Annotated in this window: 16 protein-coding genes and 1 pseudogene; 6 read left to right on the top strand and 11 right to left on the bottom strand. The window is 61.9% G+C overall.

Translation table 11 applies throughout. The features are described 5' to 3' along the window. A pseudogene (locus CSZ94_RS28850) lies at positions 1-148 on the bottom strand (IS5/IS1182 family transposase); the annotation flags it as partial. Positions 149-751: 603 nt separating this feature from the next. Here CSZ94_RS28850 and CSZ94_RS20545 point away from each other — a divergent pair. Further along, the gene (locus CSZ94_RS20545) at positions 752-2,839 is read left to right on the top strand and encodes a 3-hydroxyacyl-CoA dehydrogenase NAD-binding domain-containing protein (protein WP_102123226.1); all 2,088 of its coding nucleotides are present in this window, start codon (positions 752-754) and stop codon (positions 2,837-2,839) included. Positions 2,840-2,923: 84 nt separating this feature from the next. Here CSZ94_RS20545 and CSZ94_RS20540 read toward each other — a convergent pair whose 3' ends face one another. From CSZ94_RS20540 to CSZ94_RS20530, 3 genes are all read right to left on the bottom strand, one after another. Then, positions 2,924-3,772, bottom strand: coding sequence for an alpha/beta fold hydrolase (locus CSZ94_RS20540; protein WP_180977548.1), 849 nt, complete (start codon positions 3,770-3,772; stop codon positions 2,924-2,926). Positions 3,773-3,879: 107 nt separating this feature from the next. Beyond that, positions 3,880-4,284: a VOC family protein gene (locus CSZ94_RS20535; protein ID WP_219726030.1), complete on the bottom strand. Its 405-nt coding sequence runs from the start codon at positions 4,282-4,284 to the stop codon at positions 3,880-3,882. Then, entirely contained in the window at positions 4,250-5,026 is a 777-nt protein-coding gene (locus tag CSZ94_RS20530; RefSeq protein ID WP_102123229.1) for a nucleotidyltransferase domain-containing protein, read from the bottom strand. Before CSZ94_RS20530 ends, CSZ94_RS20535 begins: the two co-directional genes overlap by 35 nt. A 186-nt stretch (positions 5,027-5,212) precedes the next feature. Between CSZ94_RS20530 and CSZ94_RS20525 the strand changes: the two genes are divergently transcribed. Further along, positions 5,213-5,416: a hypothetical protein gene (locus CSZ94_RS20525; protein WP_102123223.1), complete on the top strand. Its 204-nt coding sequence runs from the start codon at positions 5,213-5,215 to the stop codon at positions 5,414-5,416. 100 nt (positions 5,417-5,516) lie between these two features. Here the strand turns inward: CSZ94_RS20525 and CSZ94_RS20520 are convergent, their stop codons facing one another. Continuing rightward, entirely contained in the window at positions 5,517-7,217 is a 1,701-nt protein-coding gene (locus CSZ94_RS20520) for an MFS transporter (protein WP_102123222.1), read from the bottom strand. A 230-nt stretch (positions 7,218-7,447) separates the two neighbouring features. Here CSZ94_RS20520 and CSZ94_RS20515 point away from each other — a divergent pair, with 230 nt between their 5' ends. From CSZ94_RS20515 to CSZ94_RS20500, 4 genes are all read left to right on the top strand, one after another. Continuing rightward, positions 7,448-8,626, top strand: coding sequence for an acetyl-CoA C-acyltransferase (locus tag CSZ94_RS20515; protein WP_102123221.1), 1,179 nt, complete (start codon positions 7,448-7,450; stop codon positions 8,624-8,626). A 126-nt stretch (positions 8,627-8,752) separates the two neighbouring features. Then, the gene (locus CSZ94_RS20510; protein ID WP_102123220.1) at positions 8,753-9,058 is read left to right on the top strand and encodes a Dabb family protein; all 306 of its coding nucleotides are present in this window, start codon (positions 8,753-8,755) and stop codon (positions 9,056-9,058) included. Between the two features lie 58 nt (positions 9,059-9,116). Continuing rightward, complete coding sequence (locus CSZ94_RS20505; protein ID WP_374703594.1) at positions 9,117-10,112, top strand: NADP-dependent oxidoreductase; 996 nt, start codon at positions 9,117-9,119, stop codon at positions 10,110-10,112. Positions 10,113-10,172: 60 nt separating this feature from the next. After that, the gene (locus tag CSZ94_RS20500; protein ID WP_102123218.1) at positions 10,173-10,598 is read left to right on the top strand and encodes a GNAT family N-acetyltransferase; all 426 of its coding nucleotides are present in this window, start codon (positions 10,173-10,175) and stop codon (positions 10,596-10,598) included. Between the two features lie 70 nt (positions 10,599-10,668). On the opposite strand, the gene CSZ94_RS20495 is transcribed toward CSZ94_RS20500, so the two are convergent. From CSZ94_RS20495 to CSZ94_RS20470, 6 genes are all read right to left on the bottom strand, one after another. Further along, entirely contained in the window at positions 10,669-11,679 is a 1,011-nt protein-coding gene (locus CSZ94_RS20495) for an ABC transporter permease subunit (protein WP_071077242.1), read from the bottom strand. Positions 11,680-11,703: 24 nt separating this feature from the next. Beyond that, positions 11,704-13,203 (bottom strand): sugar ABC transporter ATP-binding protein, encoded by a 1,500-nt coding sequence (locus CSZ94_RS20490; RefSeq protein ID WP_102123217.1) that lies wholly within the window; start codon positions 13,201-13,203, stop codon positions 11,704-11,706. A gap of 77 nt (positions 13,204-13,280) precedes the next feature. Beyond that, positions 13,281-14,216 (bottom strand): ABC transporter substrate-binding protein, encoded by a 936-nt coding sequence (locus CSZ94_RS20485; RefSeq protein ID WP_096235540.1) that lies wholly within the window; start codon positions 14,214-14,216, stop codon positions 13,281-13,283. Positions 14,217-14,280: 64 nt separating this feature from the next. Next, the gene (gene tal / locus CSZ94_RS20480) at positions 14,281-15,231 is read right to left on the bottom strand and encodes a transaldolase (RefSeq protein ID WP_102123216.1); all 951 of its coding nucleotides are present in this window, start codon (positions 15,229-15,231) and stop codon (positions 14,281-14,283) included. A 2-nt stretch (positions 15,232-15,233) separates the two neighbouring features. Continuing rightward, positions 15,234-16,718 (bottom strand): xylulokinase, encoded by a 1,485-nt coding sequence (gene xylB, locus CSZ94_RS20475; protein WP_219726033.1) that lies wholly within the window; start codon positions 16,716-16,718, stop codon positions 15,234-15,236. Between the two features lie 31 nt (positions 16,719-16,749). Continuing rightward, positions 16,750-17,757 (bottom strand): LacI family DNA-binding transcriptional regulator, encoded by a 1,008-nt coding sequence (locus tag CSZ94_RS20470; RefSeq protein ID WP_102123214.1) that lies wholly within the window; start codon positions 17,755-17,757, stop codon positions 16,750-16,752. Between the last annotated feature and the right edge of the window lie 133 nt (positions 17,758-17,890).

Raw genomic sequence — 17,890 nt, 5'->3', positions numbered from 1 at the left:
AATACAGCGCCTGGAAATCATCGTTCATGTTGGCCAGGATGGCATCGACCAGTACTCGCAATTTGCGCAAGGGATGCGCATCCGGGATGCGTTCCTCCAACGAGCGGTAACTGTACAGAGAGTGCTGGGTGACGTCGGTCTTGCGCATGATGGCGGTGGGAAAGTGGGGCTGATGAAACAACGTTTACCGGCCCGTGATGGTTGACGGGCACGGCGATTAATTCAACACCCTGCTAATGCTGACAGGTAATGACGATATAAAATGATTGCATCATGCCCCGCACATGAGCCGGCGTGATAATCGGTGAGAATCTGCGCGATATAACACAGACGAACACACGCGCTATTCGGCGGCGCTGCTGCATAATAGTAAATCAATTGCAGGGTGTTGATTTGAATCAATAATTTTATTATTCTCCAGCGCCTGGCGAAAAACAAGGGGCGTGCATGAATAATGCTGAAAAAGTGTCCATATTGGCCCGTGCCGGTATATGGAAGAGCATTTACTGGATAATAAACCGGCGGTTTTTATTATGTTTTAATTATTTAAAATGGATATGCAATCGATAGTTGCTGGCGCCTGCCGTCGCCGGTGCCGCCGGCCGGAGCCGGCGATGTTGTACCATGATGGCGGCCACCGGCGTCTCGCGCGCCACGACAAAAATAATACGAGCGTTCTTTTATGCGGTATAGTCAAGCTTCATCCCTTGCAACCACCTCATCGCTAAGCAAAAACCAATAAGGAAGAGACATGAGTGCTGAATATCAAGTAAACGGCGCCGTTGCCGTCATTACCCTTGCCAATCCACCCGTGAATGGCCTGGGCCTGGCAACGCGCATGGCCGCCGTGGCCGGCATCCGCCAGGCGCTGGCGGACGCGGCCGTCAAAGCCATCGTCATCACGGGCGCCGGCAAGGCCTTTTCGGGCGGCGCCGATATCAAGGAATTCAATTCGCCCAAGGCGCTCACGGAACCGACCCTGCACACCCTGATCAACGTCGTCGAACAGTCGACCAAGCCGGTGGTGGCGGCCATCCACAGCGTGTGCATGGGCGGCGGCCTTGAGCTGGCGCTGGGCTGCAACTATCGCGTGGCCGCGCCTGGCGCGCAAATGGCCTTGCCTGAAGTTAAGCTCGGCATCTTGCCGGGCGCGGGCGGCACGCAGCGCCTGCCGCGCGTGCTGGGCCTGGAAATGGCCCTCAACATGATTGTCTCGGGCACGCCCGTGGCGTCCGAAAAGCTGGCTAGCACGGCCCTGTTCGATAAAGTCATCGCGCCCGGCGCCGATTTGCTGGCCGCCGCCGTGGCCTTCGCCACGAAAGTGGCCGATGTGCGCCCGCTGCCGAAAGTGCGCGAGCGCAAGGTTGACTATCCGAACCACGCAGCCTTTTTGCAGTTTTCGCGCAATACGGTGAAAGCCATGTCCGGCCCTTTCCCCGCAGCGCTGAAATGCGTCGATGCCGTGGCGGCCGCCGTGACGATGAAGTTCGACGATGGCGTGAAGTATGAGCGCGAACTGTTCATGCAACTGGTGCAGTCGCCCGAGTCGAAAGCCCTGCGCCACGCCTTCTTTGCCGAACGCGTCGCCAGCAAGGTGCCCGACGTGCCGTCCGACACGCCAGTGCGCAGCATCGCCAGCGCGGCGATCGTGGGCGCCGGCACCATGGGCGGCGGCATCGCCATGAATTTCGCCAACGCGGGCATACCCGTGAAGCTATTGGAAACGCAGCAGGAAGCGCTGGACAAGGGCCTGGCCACCATCCGCAAGAATTATGAAAACACGGTCAAGAAGGGAAAATTGACGCAGGACAAGGCCGAGCAGCGCATCGCCCTGGTCAGCGGCACGTTGGCGTATGCTGACATTGCGCAAGCCGACATCGTCATCGAAGCCGTCTTCGAAGAGCTGGGCGTGAAGGAAAGCGTCTTCAGGCAGCTCGATGCCGTCATGAAACCGGGCGCCATCCTCGCCTCGAACACCTCAACTTTGGACCTGGACAAGATCGCCGGGTTCACCAAACGCCCGCAGGACGTGATCGGCACGCATTTCTTCAGCCCCGCGAACGTCATGAAGCTGCTGGAAATCGTGCGTGGCAAGGAAACCGGCAAGGATGTGCTGGCCACGGCGCTGGCGCTGTCGAAAAAGCTGAAAAAGACGGGCGTGGTCTCGGGCGTGTGCGACGGCTTCATCGGCAACCGCATGATCGAGCAGTACAGCCGCCAAGCCGGCTTCTTGCTGGAAGAAGGCTGTCTGCCGGAACAGGTCGACAAGGCGGTGGAGAAATTCGGCTTCGCCATGGGCCCGTTCCGCATGGGTGACCTGGCCGGCAACGATATCGGCTGGGCCATCCGCAAGCGCCGCTATGTGGAAAAACCGGACGTCACGTATTCGAAGACGGCCGATTTGCTGTGCGAACTTGGCCGCTACGGCCAGAAGACGGGCGCCGGCTGGTATGACTACAAGGCGGGCGACCGCAAGGCGTATGCGTCGGAGCAGGTCAATGCCATGATCGTTCAGCACTGCGCCGACATCGGCGTGGCGCGGCGCAAGATCAGCGACCAGGAAATCGTCGAACGCCTCGTGTTTGCGCTGGTCAATGAAGGCGCACGCATCCTGGAAGAGGGCATCGCCCTGCGCGCCTCGGACATCGACATGGTGTACTTGACGGGCTACGGCTTCCCCCTGTTCCGTGGCGGACCCATGTTCTACGCCGACACGCTCGGCTTGCCCAGCGTACTCGACACCATCAATAACTATGCGAAGGGCCGCCACGGCGAAGCGTGGACGCCGGCGCCCCTGCTGGTGAAACTGGCGGGCGAGGGCAAGGGATTTAATAGCTAGAAAACGCAACGGCAGAGACCGGAGTCGGACCCTCAGGGTCCGACTCCGGATTTTGCTGCTGGGGTTAAATGCCAGCGATACGTATTACTTCTTCTTCGCCACCATCTTGATCGCCTCGTTGACGATGACGGGGTTGTCTTTCTGGATGTAATAGCCGGCGCCCGTGATGCGCTCGATGGCCGGCGCGCCGGACAGGCGCTGCCAATCCTTTTCCTGGGCCCGCACCACGTTCTCATACGAGCCCATTTCCTCGATGCCGAACTTGTCGCGCACCAGCAGCATGGCGGGCACGCGCAGCGCGCTGGCCATGTCGACATGCTGCAGGCACTGTGCCTGAGCATCGAATTCGGCCGATTCGGTACTGTTGAACATGAGTTTACGCCGGGTTTTCACGAGCATGGCGTAGGTGGACGCGTCCGTTTGCATGCGCCTCCATTGCTGCGGGTGCGTGGGATCGAGCAAGACCAGGCCAGCCACGTCCTGCGGGTACAGCCTGGCATACACATACTGGTACAGGCCGCCCAGACCATGGCCGACCAGCACATACGGTGGCTTCAAGCCCGCTTGCGCCAGCAGGGCACGCTGCTGGGCGGCAATGGTGCACGGGTCGCGCGGCGTGGTAGTTTTTTTGCTGTCGCCGTAGCCAGGACGGTCGTAGACGAGCACGCGGTGCTGTTTGGCCACTTCGGGTACCACCTTGGCCCACACATCCTTGCCGTCGCCCATGGCCGACTGGAAGACCACGGGCAAGCCGCCCTGGCCGCTCAGGGTGTAGGCGATGCTGGCGTCGGGCAGGGCGGCGGTGGCCGGCACGCCTGGCGTGGCTGGCGACGACGGCAACAGGGAGCAGCCGGAAAAACAGCCTGCCAGCAGCAAGCCTGCGCTGGAGAGGAGCATGGTGCGCGCGGGGCGGCCGACGAATAGATGATGCATGAATTTCCTTCTTGGTGCCGGGACCGGGGACCGGTAAGGCGTGCCAGCCATTATAGGCAAATCGCAGGGAAGTGGAAATGCCGAACAGAGGTGGATTTCCCGTCCTGTCAGCCGGCCTCGGTGCGATGGCAGACGGCTTCGATGCGGTTGCCATCCGGGTCGAACAAAAAGGCCGCGTAATAGCTGGCGTGATAGTGGCGCAGCCCCGGCGCGCCCAGGTCGATGCCGCCATGCGCCAGCCCCGCATGCCAGAACGCTTCCACGGCCGCGCGCGAGGCGGCCTTGAAACAGCAGTGGCGGCGCGGCGCGTCGTCTGGCCTGGGGCCCAGGCGCACGGAAAAATAACTGCGTTCAGGGTGCTCGGCATCGCTGCGCTCGCCATAGCCTACCCAGGCGTTGGCATGCTCGCTGCCTACCTTGGGCACACCCAGCGCGGCGAAGATGGCGTCGTAGAAGCGCTCGGCGCGCTCCAGGTCGCTAACGGTAAGGGAAACGTGATCGAGCATGGGCATTCCGCTGTAAAAATAAGGACCACCATAGCATAGCCCGGATCAGGACGGTCGTGGGCCTAGGTAAGCGAGTGACACTGGCGGCGGCCGACTGCCGGTTAAGGGCGGCTGGCGAGCGGCGCCACGATGCTGCCCGAGCACCTGGTGGCGTTTGCGGCGGGCAATCCGCTGTTGAACGAGGAGCCGGGCGTCTAGCTCGCCTGTTGTTGCGCCAGCCACCGCGTAAATTGGCGCAGCGCCGGCGTAAAGCGGCAGGCTCGCGCGCGTCATCGAGGCGCCGCGCATACGCGTCCAGCACCTGGGCAAAGTCACCATTCACGGCCAGGGCGATGGCGCGCGAGGGTGGGAAAGGCGCAAAGTGCAGTGCCAGATCATTACCGCACAGGCAGCGGCACTGGTGCTTGAGCCAGTAACCCCAGCTGTACAGGTGCTCCGTCGCCAGCACCTGTGCCCGGTAACCGATATCGAAATCGATCTTGAGCACCTCCGGGTGGCGCGTCTGCAGCGCTTGGCGCAGCGTTTCCAGTGCTTCACCCTGCGGCGGCGTGGGCGGCTGGCGCAGCACCAGGGTCAGATCAAGGTCAGATACGCCCGGCGTGGCGTCGCCACGGGCGATGCTGCCGTACAAGTAAATGCCGTCCAGCAAGTGACCGGCTTGCGTGGCCAGGCTGGCGCAGACGTCGTGCAGCAAGGCGTCGAAATGGGGCTGCAATGGGCCGCAGGGGGCGGGAGCAATGGTCGGCATGCCTGGCACGAGTCCGGTGGGAGAAACGACCACCATAGCATGCGGCGCGCCGGAAATCCTTACCACTCAGCAATACCGAGCGCTTGTACTTTCCGTCAGGATCGCGTTAAGATAAAGCTTGCTCGCTTATCAAGTGGGCAATCTGGTGTTTTTACGCGCAATCCGTCCCTATCCATGAGAGTAGCAATGAAATATCTTATCGTTCCCTTCTTGCTGGCCATGACTGGCTGTGAAGTCTTGTATGACGCTAACCGCGACAAGATCGGTGAATATTGCAACAGTCTCAATAATTTTGACGACCGCAATGCCTGCCGCAAGCGCAACCAGACCAGCTACCAGGAATATGTGCAGCAGCGCGACCAGCGGAAAAAGAGCCAGAGCGACAAGTAAGCTTGCCACCGCATACGCCGCTAAAAAAAACAAACGCCGCTGACCAGTCAGCGGCGTTTTGCATTGCGGGCCCCGGCATTGCGGCCGGGGGTGGAGCATATCAGTCGTCGGCGTAGATATTGTTATCCTTGGTTTCCTTGACGAACAGGGTGCCGATCACGACAGTCGCCAGGGCGATGATGATCGGATACCACAGGCCGTAATAGATATCGCCCTTGAAGGCCACCAGCGCGAAGGCCGTGGTCGGCAGCAAGCCCCCGAACCAGCCGTTACCGATGTGGTAGGGCAGGGACATCGAGGTATAACGTATACGCGTCGGGAACATTTCCACCAGCATGGCGGCAATCGGGCCATACACCATGGTCACGTACAGCACCAGTATGAACAGCAACAAGACGACCATCGGCTTGTTGATCTGGTCAGGGTCTGCTTTGGCCGGGTAGCCCGCTTCCTTGATGCCGGCGCCGATTTCTTTCTTGAACGCGGCTTCCTTGGCTTTGCTTTCCGCATCGAAATTCAAGCCGTCGGCCGTCATGACGGCGTTAAACGAGGTCAATTCCTTGGCGCCTATGCGTACTTTGGCCACGCTGCCGGCCGGTGCATCTTCCTTCGTGTAATTCACCGAACTGTTCGACAGGAAAGCCGTGGCGATGTCGCACGACGAGGGGAATTTCTTCTGGCCCGTCAGGTTGAACTGGAAGTGGCACGATGCGGGATCGGCCACCACCACCACTGGCGAGTTCTTCAGTGCCGCTTCCAGCTGCGGATTGGCAAAGTGGGTCAGGCCGTTGAAGATGGGGAAGTAGGTCAGGGCGGCGATCAGGCAGCCGCCGAGGATGATGTACTTGCGGCCGATGCGGTCGGACAGGCTGCCGAAGAACAGGAAGAACGGCGTGGCCAGCAGCAGGGCGATGGCGACCAGCACGTTGGCCGTTGCCAGGTCCACTTTCAGGGTCTGGATCATGAAGAACAGGGCGTAGAACTGGCCCGTGTACCAGACGACAGCCTGGCCGGCGGTCAGGCCGATCAGGGCCAGGATGACGATCTTCAGGTTCTTCCACTTGCCGAACGCTTCCGTCAGTGGCGCTTTCGAGGTTTTGCCCTCGGCCTTCATCTTGGAAAACGCGGGCGACTCATTCATGGCCAGGCGGATCCATACGGAAATACCCAGCAAGATGACGGAAACCAGGAAGGGAATGCGCCAGCCCCAGGCCTCGAAATCCTTCTCGCCGGTCGCCAGGCGGGTGCCCAGGATGACCATCAGCGACAGGAAGAAGCCCAGGGTCGCCGTCGTTTGTATCCACGCCGTGAACGCGCCGCGCCTGCCTTCAGGCGCGTGCTCGGCCACATACGTGGCTGCACCACCGTATTCGCCGCCCAGCGCCAAGCCTTGCAGGATGCGCAAGATGACGAGGATGATAGGCGCGGCGATGCCGATGGAGGCATGGCCCGGCAGCAAGCCGACGATGAAGGTGGAGCCGCCCATGATCAAAATGGTAATCAGGAAGGTGTACTTGCGGCCGATCATGTCGCCCAGACGGCCGAAGACCAGCGCGCCGAACGGACGCACGATGAAGCCGGCGGCAAAGGCCAGTAGCGCAAAGATGAAGGTGGTGGTGGGGTCGCCGATGAAAAATTGCTTGGCGATAATCGATGCCAGCGAACCGTACAGGTAAAAATCGTACCATTCAAAGACGGTGCCGAGTGAGGACGCAAAGATGACCTTGCGTTCTTCGGGCGTGATCGGTGTTCCCTTGGGGGAAAATTTCCGTACGTCGGCCGAGCCGGATGGTGTTGCCATGGTTTGTCTCCCTATGTTTTATAGTGAACTGCTGCCGAGGTCTTTTTGACCATTCTTGCAACAGCTTGGAGGCGAGTGTGTTCTCCGAACCTTACGTCATGCTTGCTTGAAACTTACGCCAAGCTTACAAATGGATGTATGCTACAACTTTGCGAACGACCGTACTTAAATGTGCTATTCTGATTCCGCAGATATTCCACCCCATAATATTTCCCACAAGGAGACACAGCATGAATGAAGCCGTCATCGTATCGACCGCCCGCACGGGCCTGGCCAAGTCCTGGAAGGGCGCGTTCAACATGACGCACGGCGCCACATTGGGCGGCCATGTGCTGGCGGCCGCCATCGAGCGCGCGCGTATCGAGGCGGAAGAAGTGGAAGACGTGCTGGTCGGCTGCGCCTTCCCGGAAGGCGCCACGGGCGGCAATATCGCGCGCCAGGTTGCCTTGCGCGGCGGTTGCCCCGTCACGACGGCCGGCATGACCGTCAACCGTTTCTGCTCGTCGGGCTTGCAGGCGATCGCCCTGGCGGCCCAGCGCATCATCGCCGGCGAAGGCGATATCTATGCGGCGGGCGGCGTGGAATCGATTTCCTGTGTGCAAAATGAAATGAATACGCATATGCTCCGCGATGTCTGGCTGCAGCAGCACAAGCCGGAAGTGTACTGGCCCATGCTGCAGACGGCCGAAACCGTGGCCAAGCGCTACCAGATTTCGCGCGAGCGCCAGGATGTGTATGGTGCGCAAAGCCAGCAGCGCGCCGCCGCCGCCCTGGCTGCCGGCCTGTTTGACGCGGAAATCGTGCCGATGACCACCATCATGGGCGTGGCCGACAAGGCCAGCGGCATGCTGGTGTCGCGCGAAGTGACGATTTCCAGCGATGAAGGCATCCGCGCGGATACGACCTACGACGGCGTGGCCAAGATCCGCCCGGCCATCCCCGGCGGCGTCATCAGCGCCGGCAATGCCAGCCAGTTCTCCGATGGCGCGTCGATGGCCATTGTGATGAACGCGAAAGTGGCTGAAGCGAAAGGCTTGCAAGCGCTGGGCATCTTCCGTGGCTTCGCCGTGGCTGGCTGCGAACCCGATGAAATGGGCATCGGCCCCGTCTACGCGATTCCGAAACTGCTGAAAAAGGCGGGCTTGACGGTAGCCGACATCGGCCTGTGGGAACTCAACGAAGCGTTTGCCGTGCAAGTACTGTATTGCGCCGACACGCTGGGCATCCCCATGGACCGCCTGAACGTGAATGGCGGGGCGATTGCCGTCGGCCATCCGTACGGCGTGTCGGGCGCGCGCCTGACGGGCCACGCCTTGATCGAAGGCAAGCGCCGCGGCGTCAAATATGTGGTGGTGACGATGTGCATCGGCGGCGGCCAGGGCGCAGCCGGTCTGTTCGAGGTGCTGTGATGTAGATTGAACCCAGTCTGCGGGCGGCTTCCAGGGCCGCGCGTTTTCTTGCGCTGCCTACTTTCTGCAAGGCGCGCCGATAGCGGGTACAGTCATGCTTCATTTATCAACACGCACTCTGCCACCATGATCAAGCACATCGTTTTCTGGAAACTCAAAGACCACGCCGAAGGCGCCGACCGGGCCACGAACGCCTTGAAACTGAAAGCCTTGCTCGATTCCTGTTCGGATCTGGTGCCCGGCATCCTGAAATTCGAAGCGGCCGTGGCCCAGCCGGGCCTGGAAGCCACTTACGACATCGTTCTGTACAGCGAGTTCGCCAGCCGCGCAGCGCTCGACGCCTACCAGAACCATCCCGAGCACGTGAAAATCAAGCCGTTTTTTGGGGCGGTGCGGGAAGCGCGACAGTGCATGGATTATGAAGTGCAGTGACACCACATCAGCATTGTTCATCAGCAAGTAATTCTCTCACTTTATTGACAGGAGCATCATGAGCACCTACCAACGCATCGTCCTCGCTTCGCGCCCCACGGCCGAGGTGCAAGCAGATAACTTCCGCCTGGAAACGGCTGAGATCCCCGCCATCAAGGATGGGCAATTGCTGGTGCGCAACCAGTACCTGTCGCTCGACCCCTATATGCGCGGGCGCATGAGCGCCAATAAAAGCTATGCGGCGCCGCAGGCACTCGATGAAACCATGATAGGCGGCACGGTGGGCGTGGTGCTGGAATCGAAGCATCCGAAGTTCGCCACGGGCGACACGGTGGTGGGTACCCTGGGCTGGACGGAAGTGGCCGTATCGGACGGCACCATGCTGCGCAAGGTCGATACGACGCATATTCCCGCCTCCGCCTACCTGGGCGCTGTCGGCATGCCCGGCATGACGGCCTGGTATGGCTTGAATCAGATTATGGCGCCGAAAGCGGGCGAAACCGTGGTCGTGTCGGCCGCCAGCGGTGCCGTGGGCAGCGTGGTGGGCCAGCTGGCGAAATTGAAAGGCTGCAGGGTGGTGGGCATCGCCGGCGGCGCCGAGAAGTGCGCGTATGTCGTCAAGGAACTGGGTTTCGACGCCTGCGTCGACTACAAGGCGGGCAAGCTGGAGGCCGACCTGGCGGCGGCGACGCCGGACGGCATCGACGCCATCTATGAAAACGTGGGTGGCGCCATCTTCGATGCGGCCCTGGCGCGCACCAACGCCTTTGGCCGCGTGGCCGTGTGCGGCTGGATTGCCGGCTACAACGGCGAGCCGACGCCGCTCGACAATGCGCGCTTCATCCTCACCAACCGCCTCACCGTGCGCGGCTTCATTGTTTCCGAGCATCCGGAATTATGGCCGCAAGGCCTGGCGGAACTGGGCAGCCTGGTGGCGACGGGCAAGCTGAAATTCCGCGAATCCGTGGCCGACGGCCTGGCCAGCGCGCCCGACGCCTTCATTGGCCTGTTGAAAGGGCGTAACTTCGGCAAGCAGCTGGTGAAGTTGGGCTGAGCTTCCTCCCTCAAGGCGGGCCGTGCGACAATGGCGGCCCGTCTCTTATTCGCACCTACCATGACCAAGCACACCATCCGCCTCGGCGACTGGGCCACCCTGGGCCTTGACGCCACCGCCATCCGCTTTGAAGTCTTTGTCGATGAACAGAAAGTGCCGGCCGAGATCGAACTCGACGACATGGACGCCGTCTGCCTGCATGCCGTCGCCTATGACGCCTTTGGTGCCGCCATCGGCACGGGCCGGCTATTGCCGGACGGCCGTATCGGCCGCATGGCCGTGCGCCAGCCGGGCCGCGGCACGGGCGTGGGCGGCGCCATCCTGCAATTGTTGATGGAAAAAGCACGCGAACGGGGCGATGCAGCGGTGGTGCTGAACGCGCAAACCGTGGCCGCGCCATTCTATGCGCGCCACGGTTTCGTGCAAGCCGGGGAAGTATTCGAAGAGGCGGGGATTGCGCATCTGGAAATGGGGCTGGCGTTTTAATCCTTGACCCAAGGGCAAGGACTGGGGTCGCACCCTGCAGTGTGCGACCCCGGCACTTAACGGCTTGCTCTTAATTCTGCGCGTGGCTCTGGCGCCATTTATCCAGAATCACGGCTAAAACAATCACGACGCCCTTGGCCACATACTGCCAGAACGACGACAGTCCCAAAATCGTCAAGCCATTGTTCATCACGCCGATGATCAGTGCGCCGATGACGGTGCCCCAGACGGAACCCACGCCGCCCATCAGGCTGGTGCCGCCCAACACGACGGCGGCGATGGCGTCCAGCTCATAACCCGTGCCCCAGTTGCCGTTGGCCGCATACAAGCGGCTGGCCGACATGGCGCCGCCCAGGCCCGCGAACAGGCCGCTGATGGTGTAGACAAACATCAGTACGAGGCCGACCTTGATACCCGTCAAACGTGCCGCTTGGATATTGCCGCCAACCGCATAGATATGCAGGCCCAGCGTGGTCTTGCGCAGGATGAACCAGGTCAGCACGACGACGGCCGCAGCCAGCCAGATCAGCCAGGGAATGGCCAGGAAGCTGCCGTTGCCCATCCATTCGAAGCTGGGGATTTCCGTGTTCAGCACGCTGGTGCCGTCGGCGAACAGGTAGGCGGCGCCGCGCAGGGCCGTCATGGTGCCCAGGGTCACGACGAAGGGGTTGAGGCCGACGAGGGCTACCAGCACGCCGTTCAGCGCACCCAGCAGCAGGCCGACGATGAGGAAGGTGGGAATCGAGAAGCCGGCGAACTGCGCCGACAGCGACATCAGCATGCCCGCCACGGCCGAGACGGCCAGCACGGAACCGACCGATAAATCGATGCCGCTCGTCAAGATGACGAAGGTCATGCCGGAGGCCAGCACGATATTGATCGACACCTGGCGGAAGATGTTCATGGTGTTGTTGCTGGTCATGAAGGTCGACGTGCCGTCGGCCGAGAAGTACACGGTCAAGCCATACATGGCCAGGTAGAGCACCACCAGCACGGGCAGCATGCCCAGGCGGCGCATCAGGTTCGAGGCATTGAAGGGTTGGCGCGCGCTTGCGGCGCCGCCGGTGGTGGTGGTGGTCATGATAATTCTCCCTGTATTGATTTTTTAAGCGGCGTCCAGATGGGTGGCATAGGCGAGGATGTTTTCCTGCGTGATGTCGTCGCCCGTCACTTCGCCCGTCAGGCGTCCTTCGCACATCACCATCACGCGGTCGCAGATGCCGACCAGCTCGGCCAGTTCGCTGGAAATGCACAGCACGGCCGTGCCCGCATCGGCCAACTGGTGGATGATCTTGTAAATTTCGCTCTTCGCGCCCACGTCCACGCCCCGCGTCGGTTCATCAAGGATGAGCACTTTCGGCGCGATGGCCAGCCAGCGCGCCAGCAAGACTTTTTGCTGGTTGCCGCCAGACAATCCCCCCACGATGCCTTCCGGGCCAGATACTTTCACGTTGAGGTTGGCAATTGCTTCGCGCGTGAGCTGGGTCAGGGCGCCACGGTTGACCACGCCCGCCGTCGAATGCTTGGACAGTATATTCATCGACATGTTTTCCATGGCCGACAACTGCATGAACAAGCCCAGGCTCTTGCGGTCCTCGGGCAGGTAGCCGATGCCGTGGCGTATCGCCGTCAGCGGCCGGTGGATAGGCACTTCCTGGCCGTCGAGCCAGACTTGCCCCGATTGCTTTTTGTCGGCGCCAAAGATCAAACGCGCCAGTTCCGTGCGGCCCGCGCCGACCAGGCCCGCCAAGCCCGTCACTTCGCCCGCATGCAGGCTGAACGAGGCAGGCTTGACCTTGCCACCGCCCACGTTTTCCACGCGCAAGCGCTCGGCGCCCCGCGTGGTGCGGCGCTGGTGCGCATAAAAGTCGTCGGCGGGGCGGCCCACCATCATTTGCACGACTTTCTTTTGATCCAGCTCATCCTTGCCCAGTTCGCCCACATAAGCGCCGTCGCGCAGCACCGTGATGCGGCGCGCCAAACGCTCCACTTCGGCCATGCGGTGGCTGATGTACAGCACGGCCAGGCCCTTGTCGCGCTGTTCTTCGATGATGCGGAACAATTGTTCTGTTTCCCGGTCGGACAGGGCGGCAGTGGGCTCGTCCATGATCAGGATGCGGCTTTCGTGCACGAGGGCACGGGCGATTTCCACCTGCTGCTGCTCGGCGATCGACAGGCTGGCCACCATGGTGTCGGCATCGAAACGGGAACCGAGATCGGCCAGGATGGCGTTGGTGCGCGCACGCATCTCGCCGCCCTTGACGGTCCAGAACGGTCCTTGCGGCTCGCTGCCCATGAAGACGTTTTGCGCCACGGTCATGTTCTTGGCCACGCTGAGTTCCTGGTAAATCAGGTTGATGCCCAGCGCGCGGGCCTCGCCCGGGTTGCGGATACGAATCGGCTTGCCGTCGAGGATGATTTCACCCGCGTCCGGCGTGTACACGCCCGATAAAATCTTCATCAGGGTGCTCTTGCCGGCGCCATTCTCGCCCATCACTGCATGGATTTCGCCACTGCGCACCGTCAGGTGCACGCCGCGCAGCGCGCGCGTGGCGCCAAAGCGCTTCTCGATGCCGCGCATTTCAAAAATAATCTCGTCGCTCATGACTGTCCTTCCTTGCTGGTGAAACTGGCGCCGCCTGCGAACTGGCAGGCGGCGCCACGTGGTTCAGGTCAGGCAGATCAGTTCTTTACCCAGCCCGTGTAGGTGGCGACGTTTTCCTTGGTGATGGCCGGGGTCGGCAACAGCACCATGGTCTGTTTCGGCGTACGGCCGTTCATGATGTCGTAGCCCATCTGCACGGCGTCCGTTGCCATGCGGTAGGGGTTTTGCGCCGAGGTGGCGGCAAACAGGCCGGCCTTGTTTTTCAGGGCATTCTGGCCATCGGGTGCGCCATCGACGGCCGTGATCAGTTTCACGTCCGTGCGCTTCGATTGCTTGATCGCCAGTTCGGCGCCGATGCCGGTCGGATCGTTGATGGCAAACACGGCGTCGATCTTCGGATAGGCCGTCAGCAGATTCGACATGACGGTCATGCCGCCATCGCGGCTGCCGCCCGCGTTCTGGTTATCGGACAGGATCTTGATATCCTTGAACGCAGCCAGGGTTTTCTTGCAGCCGTTGACGCGGTCGATCACGGACGTGACGGGCGGGCCGTTCAGTATCACCACATTGCCCTTGCCGCCGATCTGCTTGGCCAGGTAGGCGCACGAGACGTCGCCGGCCATGGTGTTGTCGGACATCACGGTGGCCGAGGCGCCCACGGCGCCCACGTCGACGGCGATCACGACCACGCCCGCATTGCGCGCTTTCTTGATGGCCGGTGCGATGCCCTTGGAATCGACGGCGTTCAGGATGATGATGTCGGTCTTGTTGGCAATAAAGTTTTCAATCTGATCCACCTGGGTGTTCAGGTCATACTTGCTGGACACCGTGGTGACTTTCACGCCAGGGCCGCCCAGTTTTTTTGCGCTTTCTTCCGCGCCGCGCCCGATGGCGACAAAAAACGGGTTGGCCAGGTCGCCCACGCTCACGCCGATCGATTTCAATGGCTTGTCGGCAGCAAAGGCGCCGCAGGCGGCGGACAGCAGCAGGGTGGCGGTAATGACTTTTTTCATGAGGATCTCCAAGGGTTTTTATTGTAAAAACAAACGGTGCTACGGGTGAAACTTATTGATTGCGTTAGTGATTGCGCAATTTCTCTATCATGGCATCGAGCTTGCCCGCATCGACGGCAAAGCTGCGTATGCCTTCGGCAAGTTTCTCTGTTGCCATCGCATCGTCGTTCAGGGCGTAGCGGAACGACGCCTCGTCATAGGTGATGGCAGCTTGCGGCGAGCCCAGATCCGCGCCCAGGGCGCGCTCGAATGGCGCATCAAGCGCTTCCAGTTTGGCCAGCAAGTCCGGGCTGATGGTCAGCAAGTCGCAGCCGGACAGGGCCGTGATCTGCCCCACGTTGCGGAAGCTGGCGCCCATCACTTGCGTGGCGATGCCATGTTGTTTGTAGTAATTGAAGATGCGCGTGACGGACTGTACACCCGGATCATTGGACAGGCTGCGCGCCGCTTCGTCCCATGCCGCGCCCAAGAATTTCTTGTGCCAGTCGTAGATGCGGCCCACAAATGGCGAAATCAGGCGTACTTTGGCATCGGCGCAGGCGACGGCCTGGCAAAACGCGAACAGCAGGGTCAGGTTGCAAAAGATGCCATCGGCTTCCAGTTCGCGCGCCGCCTGTATGCCTTCCCAGGTGGCGGCGATCTTGATCAGCACGCGCTCGCGTTTGACGCCCGCTTGCTCGTACAGGGCGATCAAACGGCGCGCCCGGGCCACGGTGGCGGCGCGGTCAAAGCTCAAACGGGCATCGACTTCGGTCGACACGCGGCCCGGCACGACTTTCAAAATTTCCAGGCCGAAGCGCACCAGCACCTGATCGACGATATCGTCCAGCGAGGCCGATTTATGCGCGGCAACTGTGCTTTCCAGCAATGGCGCGTAATCGGGCTGCAGCACCGCTTTTAAAATCAGCGACGGATTGGTGGTGGCGTCTTGCGGCGCGAAACGGGCCAGTTGCAAGAAGTCGCCCGTGTCGGCGACGACGGTGCTGGTTTGCTTTAATTGTTGCAGCTGATTCATTACTATTCCTTATCACTGAGTTGGTGCAGAGCATGCACGGCTGGAAACAGGCTACGGTAGCGGCCATAGCGTATGCTCAAGGCTGCGCTGTGCGCGGCATCGGGCAGGAAAGTGTTTTTGATGGGCAAGCCCTGCGTCAGCAGGCTGGTATCGCCGATGGCGGCCAAGCCCAGCTTGGCAGCGCCCAGGCTGGCCGACAGTTCGCTGTTGTGCAGGGTGCGCATTTCGCGTCCCAGCACATTGGCCAGCAGCTGCGCCCAGTACTGGCTGCGCGCGCCGCCGCCCACCAGCATGCAGTGGGGCACGACTGCGCCCGTCGAGGTGACTGCCGCCATCGCGTCGCGCAAGGCGAAGGCCACGCCTTCGAGCACGGCGTAGCCCAGCTGTGTCGGCGTGCTGTCGTGGCCCAGCTGCAAGAAGGCGCCGCGCACTTGCGGGTCGTTATGGGGCGTGCGCTCGCCCGACAGATACGGCAGGAACAGGGGTGCGGACGGCGCGACAGGCGTGTCGAGCGGCAAGCCCGCTTCCACCAGCGCCAGCAGGGCTGCTTCGTCGCGCTGGCCCAGCACGCTGGTCGCCCAGCGCAGACAGCTGGCGCCGGACAGGATCGCCCCCATCGCATACCAGCGCCCGGGCAGGGCGTGGCAAAAGCTGTGCACGCCGCCGGCCGGATTGCCCAAAGGCATTTCGGTGACGCAAACGATGGCAGCGCTGGTGCCCAGCGAGATAAAGCTGTCGCCGCCGTTGACGGCGCCGATGCCGACGGCCGAGACGGGATTATCGCCGCCGCCGCCCGCCATCACCACGTCCGGTGGCAAGCCCAGCTGGTCGGCGATGGCGGCCAGCACGGTGCCCGTGGCGGCATTGCCTTCGGCCAGCGCCGGCATCTGTTCCAGTGCCAGGCCGCAGGCGGCCAGCATGGGCGCGAACCAGGTGCGCTTGGCCTCGTCCAGCCACAGGGTGCCGGCCGCGTCCGACATGTCCGTCAGTTTGATCCCCGTCAAGCGCAGGCGCAGATAGTCTTTCGGCGACAGCAGGCAGGCGATGGCGGCAAAGGCGGCCGGCTCATGGGTTTGCAGCCACAGCAGTTTCGGCGCCGTCAGTCCCGCCATGGGCAGGCTGCCCGTCACGTCCGCATACGCGGGATAGTCGCGCGCCAAGTTAGCCGCTTCGGCCTCGGCGCGCGCATCGTTCCACAGGATGGCGGGACGGATCACGGCGTCGTTGGCATCGAGCAGCACGGCGCCATGCATCTGGCCCGACAGGCCGATGCAGGCGATGCGCGCGTAGTCCTGCGGCCAACCGGCGCGCAGCTGCGCTAAGGCGTTGACGCAGGCGGCCCACCAGTCCTGCGGCGACTGTTCGGACCAGCCCGGCTGCGGGCGGCTCACGTTCAGGCGCACGGAAGCCTGGCCGCGCACGCTGCCAGTGCTGTCCATCAGCACGGTTTTCAGTTCGGAGGTACCAAGGTCGATACCGAGGGAAATCGCTGGATGCATATTGTTTTACGGTAAAAGGTCAGGGGCAACCGCAGGAATTGCGCACGCGCAAGGTCGGCGACAAGCGCTGCACGTGCTGGGCGCGGCCCGGGTTGGCGATACGTTCGATCAAGAGGTCGACGGCCATGGCGCCCAACTCTTCGAGCGGCTGGGCCATCACGGTCAGGCGTGGGCTGAAATAATCGGCCCAGTCGAAATCATCGAAGCCGGCCAGTGCCACGTCTTGCGGTACCGCAATGTGCGCGTCGCGCAAGGCGTGCATGGTGCCGATGGTCATCAGGTTATTGCCGGCCACAATGGCTGTCGGGCGCTGTCCGGGTGCCAGCGCCAGCAATTCACGCGTGGCCGCGCCGCTGCGCTCCAGTTGGGAGTCGCCCGAGCGCAGCAGTGCGGGGTCAAAAACGATGTTGGCGCGCTGCAAGGCCAGGCGGTAGCCCTGGACGCGCTCGTCCGTCGTGGACAGGCCGGGCGCGCCGGCGATGAAGCCGATGCGACGGTGGCCGTGGGCCGCGATCAGGTGCTGCACCAGCTGCGCCATCGCCTCGATGTTTTCCACGCCCACCTGGTCGAACGCTTGCGACGACATGCGGTCGACCAGCACGGAAGCGATCTTGTTACTGCTTAAATAGGCGAGGGTGCGGTTGTGCGGATCGCCCGAGGGCGCCAGCACGATGCCGTCGACGCGGCGCTGGTGCAAGTTCTGCACCACTTTGAGTTCTTGCGCGGGGTCGTCATGCGTATCGGAAAACAGCATCATCAAGCCGTGGCGCGTGCAGGCCGCCTCGATGGCGCGCACGGTTTCGCTGAAGTAATGATTGGTGAAGGCGGAAATGGCCACGCCGATGGTGCCCGACGAAGAGCCGGCCAGTGCGCGCGCCAGCATGTTCGGCACATAGCCGATCTGCTGCATGGCCGCGTTGACGGCGGCGACGGTTTTTGGGCTGACCTTGCGGGTGCCGTTGAGTACGTGCGAAACGGTCGATAACGATACGTCGGCCGCGCGCGCTACATCTTCCATGGTGGCCATGGTGTCTCCTGAGGTTTTTTTATTATTGTGTGCTGCGATAATGTGCGGCTGTGTCGCCGCGTTTGAACCTATCGTAAACAAAAGAAAGCGCTTGCGCAAGCGCTTTCTTTTTTTGTGCGAGCAGTGTTTGCAA

Origin of the sequence: Janthinobacterium sp. ROICE36 (assembly GCF_002869965.1) — a bacterium.
Classification (GTDB): Bacteria; Pseudomonadota; Gammaproteobacteria; order Burkholderiales; family Burkholderiaceae_D; genus Janthinobacterium.
The sequence above is the reverse complement of the archived record's forward strand: the minus strand, read 5'-3'. Positions and strand labels throughout refer to the sequence as shown.

Excerpts from the sequence above, each read along its gene's own strand:
- CSZ94_RS20545 (WP_102123226.1), top strand. The coding sequence starts at position 752 with ATGAGTGCTGAATATCAAGTAAACGGCGCCGTTGCCGTCATTACCCTT.
- CSZ94_RS20540 (WP_180977548.1), bottom strand. The coding sequence starts at position 3,772 with ATGCATCATCTATTCGTCGGCCGCCCCGCGCGCACCATGCTCCTCTCC.
- CSZ94_RS20535 (WP_219726030.1), bottom strand. The coding sequence starts at position 4,284 with ATGCCCATGCTCGATCACGTTTCCCTTACCGTTAGCGACCTGGAGCGC.
- CSZ94_RS20530 (WP_102123229.1), bottom strand. The coding sequence starts at position 5,026 with ATGCCGACCATTGCTCCCGCCCCCTGCGGCCCATTGCAGCCCCATTTC.
- CSZ94_RS20525 (WP_102123223.1), top strand. The coding sequence starts at position 5,213 with ATGAAATATCTTATCGTTCCCTTCTTGCTGGCCATGACTGGCTGTGAA.
- CSZ94_RS20520 (WP_102123222.1), bottom strand. The coding sequence starts at position 7,217 with ATGGCAACACCATCCGGCTCGGCCGACGTACGGAAATTTTCCCCCAAG.
- CSZ94_RS20515 (WP_102123221.1), top strand. The coding sequence starts at position 7,448 with ATGAATGAAGCCGTCATCGTATCGACCGCCCGCACGGGCCTGGCCAAG.
- CSZ94_RS20510 (WP_102123220.1), top strand. The coding sequence starts at position 8,753 with ATGATCAAGCACATCGTTTTCTGGAAACTCAAAGACCACGCCGAAGGC.
- CSZ94_RS20505 (WP_374703594.1), top strand. The coding sequence starts at position 9,117 with ATGAGCACCTACCAACGCATCGTCCTCGCTTCGCGCCCCACGGCCGAG.
- CSZ94_RS20500 (WP_102123218.1), top strand. The coding sequence starts at position 10,173 with ATGACCAAGCACACCATCCGCCTCGGCGACTGGGCCACCCTGGGCCTT.
- CSZ94_RS20495 (WP_071077242.1), bottom strand. The coding sequence starts at position 11,679 with ATGACCACCACCACCACCGGCGGCGCCGCAAGCGCGCGCCAACCCTTC.
- CSZ94_RS20490 (WP_102123217.1), bottom strand. The coding sequence starts at position 13,203 with ATGAGCGACGAGATTATTTTTGAAATGCGCGGCATCGAGAAGCGCTTT.
- CSZ94_RS20485 (WP_096235540.1), bottom strand. The coding sequence starts at position 14,216 with ATGAAAAAAGTCATTACCGCCACCCTGCTGCTGTCCGCCGCCTGCGGC.
- tal (WP_102123216.1), bottom strand. The coding sequence starts at position 15,231 with ATGAATCAGCTGCAACAATTAAAGCAAACCAGCACCGTCGTCGCCGAC.
- CSZ94_RS20470 (WP_102123214.1), bottom strand. The coding sequence starts at position 17,757 with ATGGCCACCATGGAAGATGTAGCGCGCGCGGCCGACGTATCGTTATCG.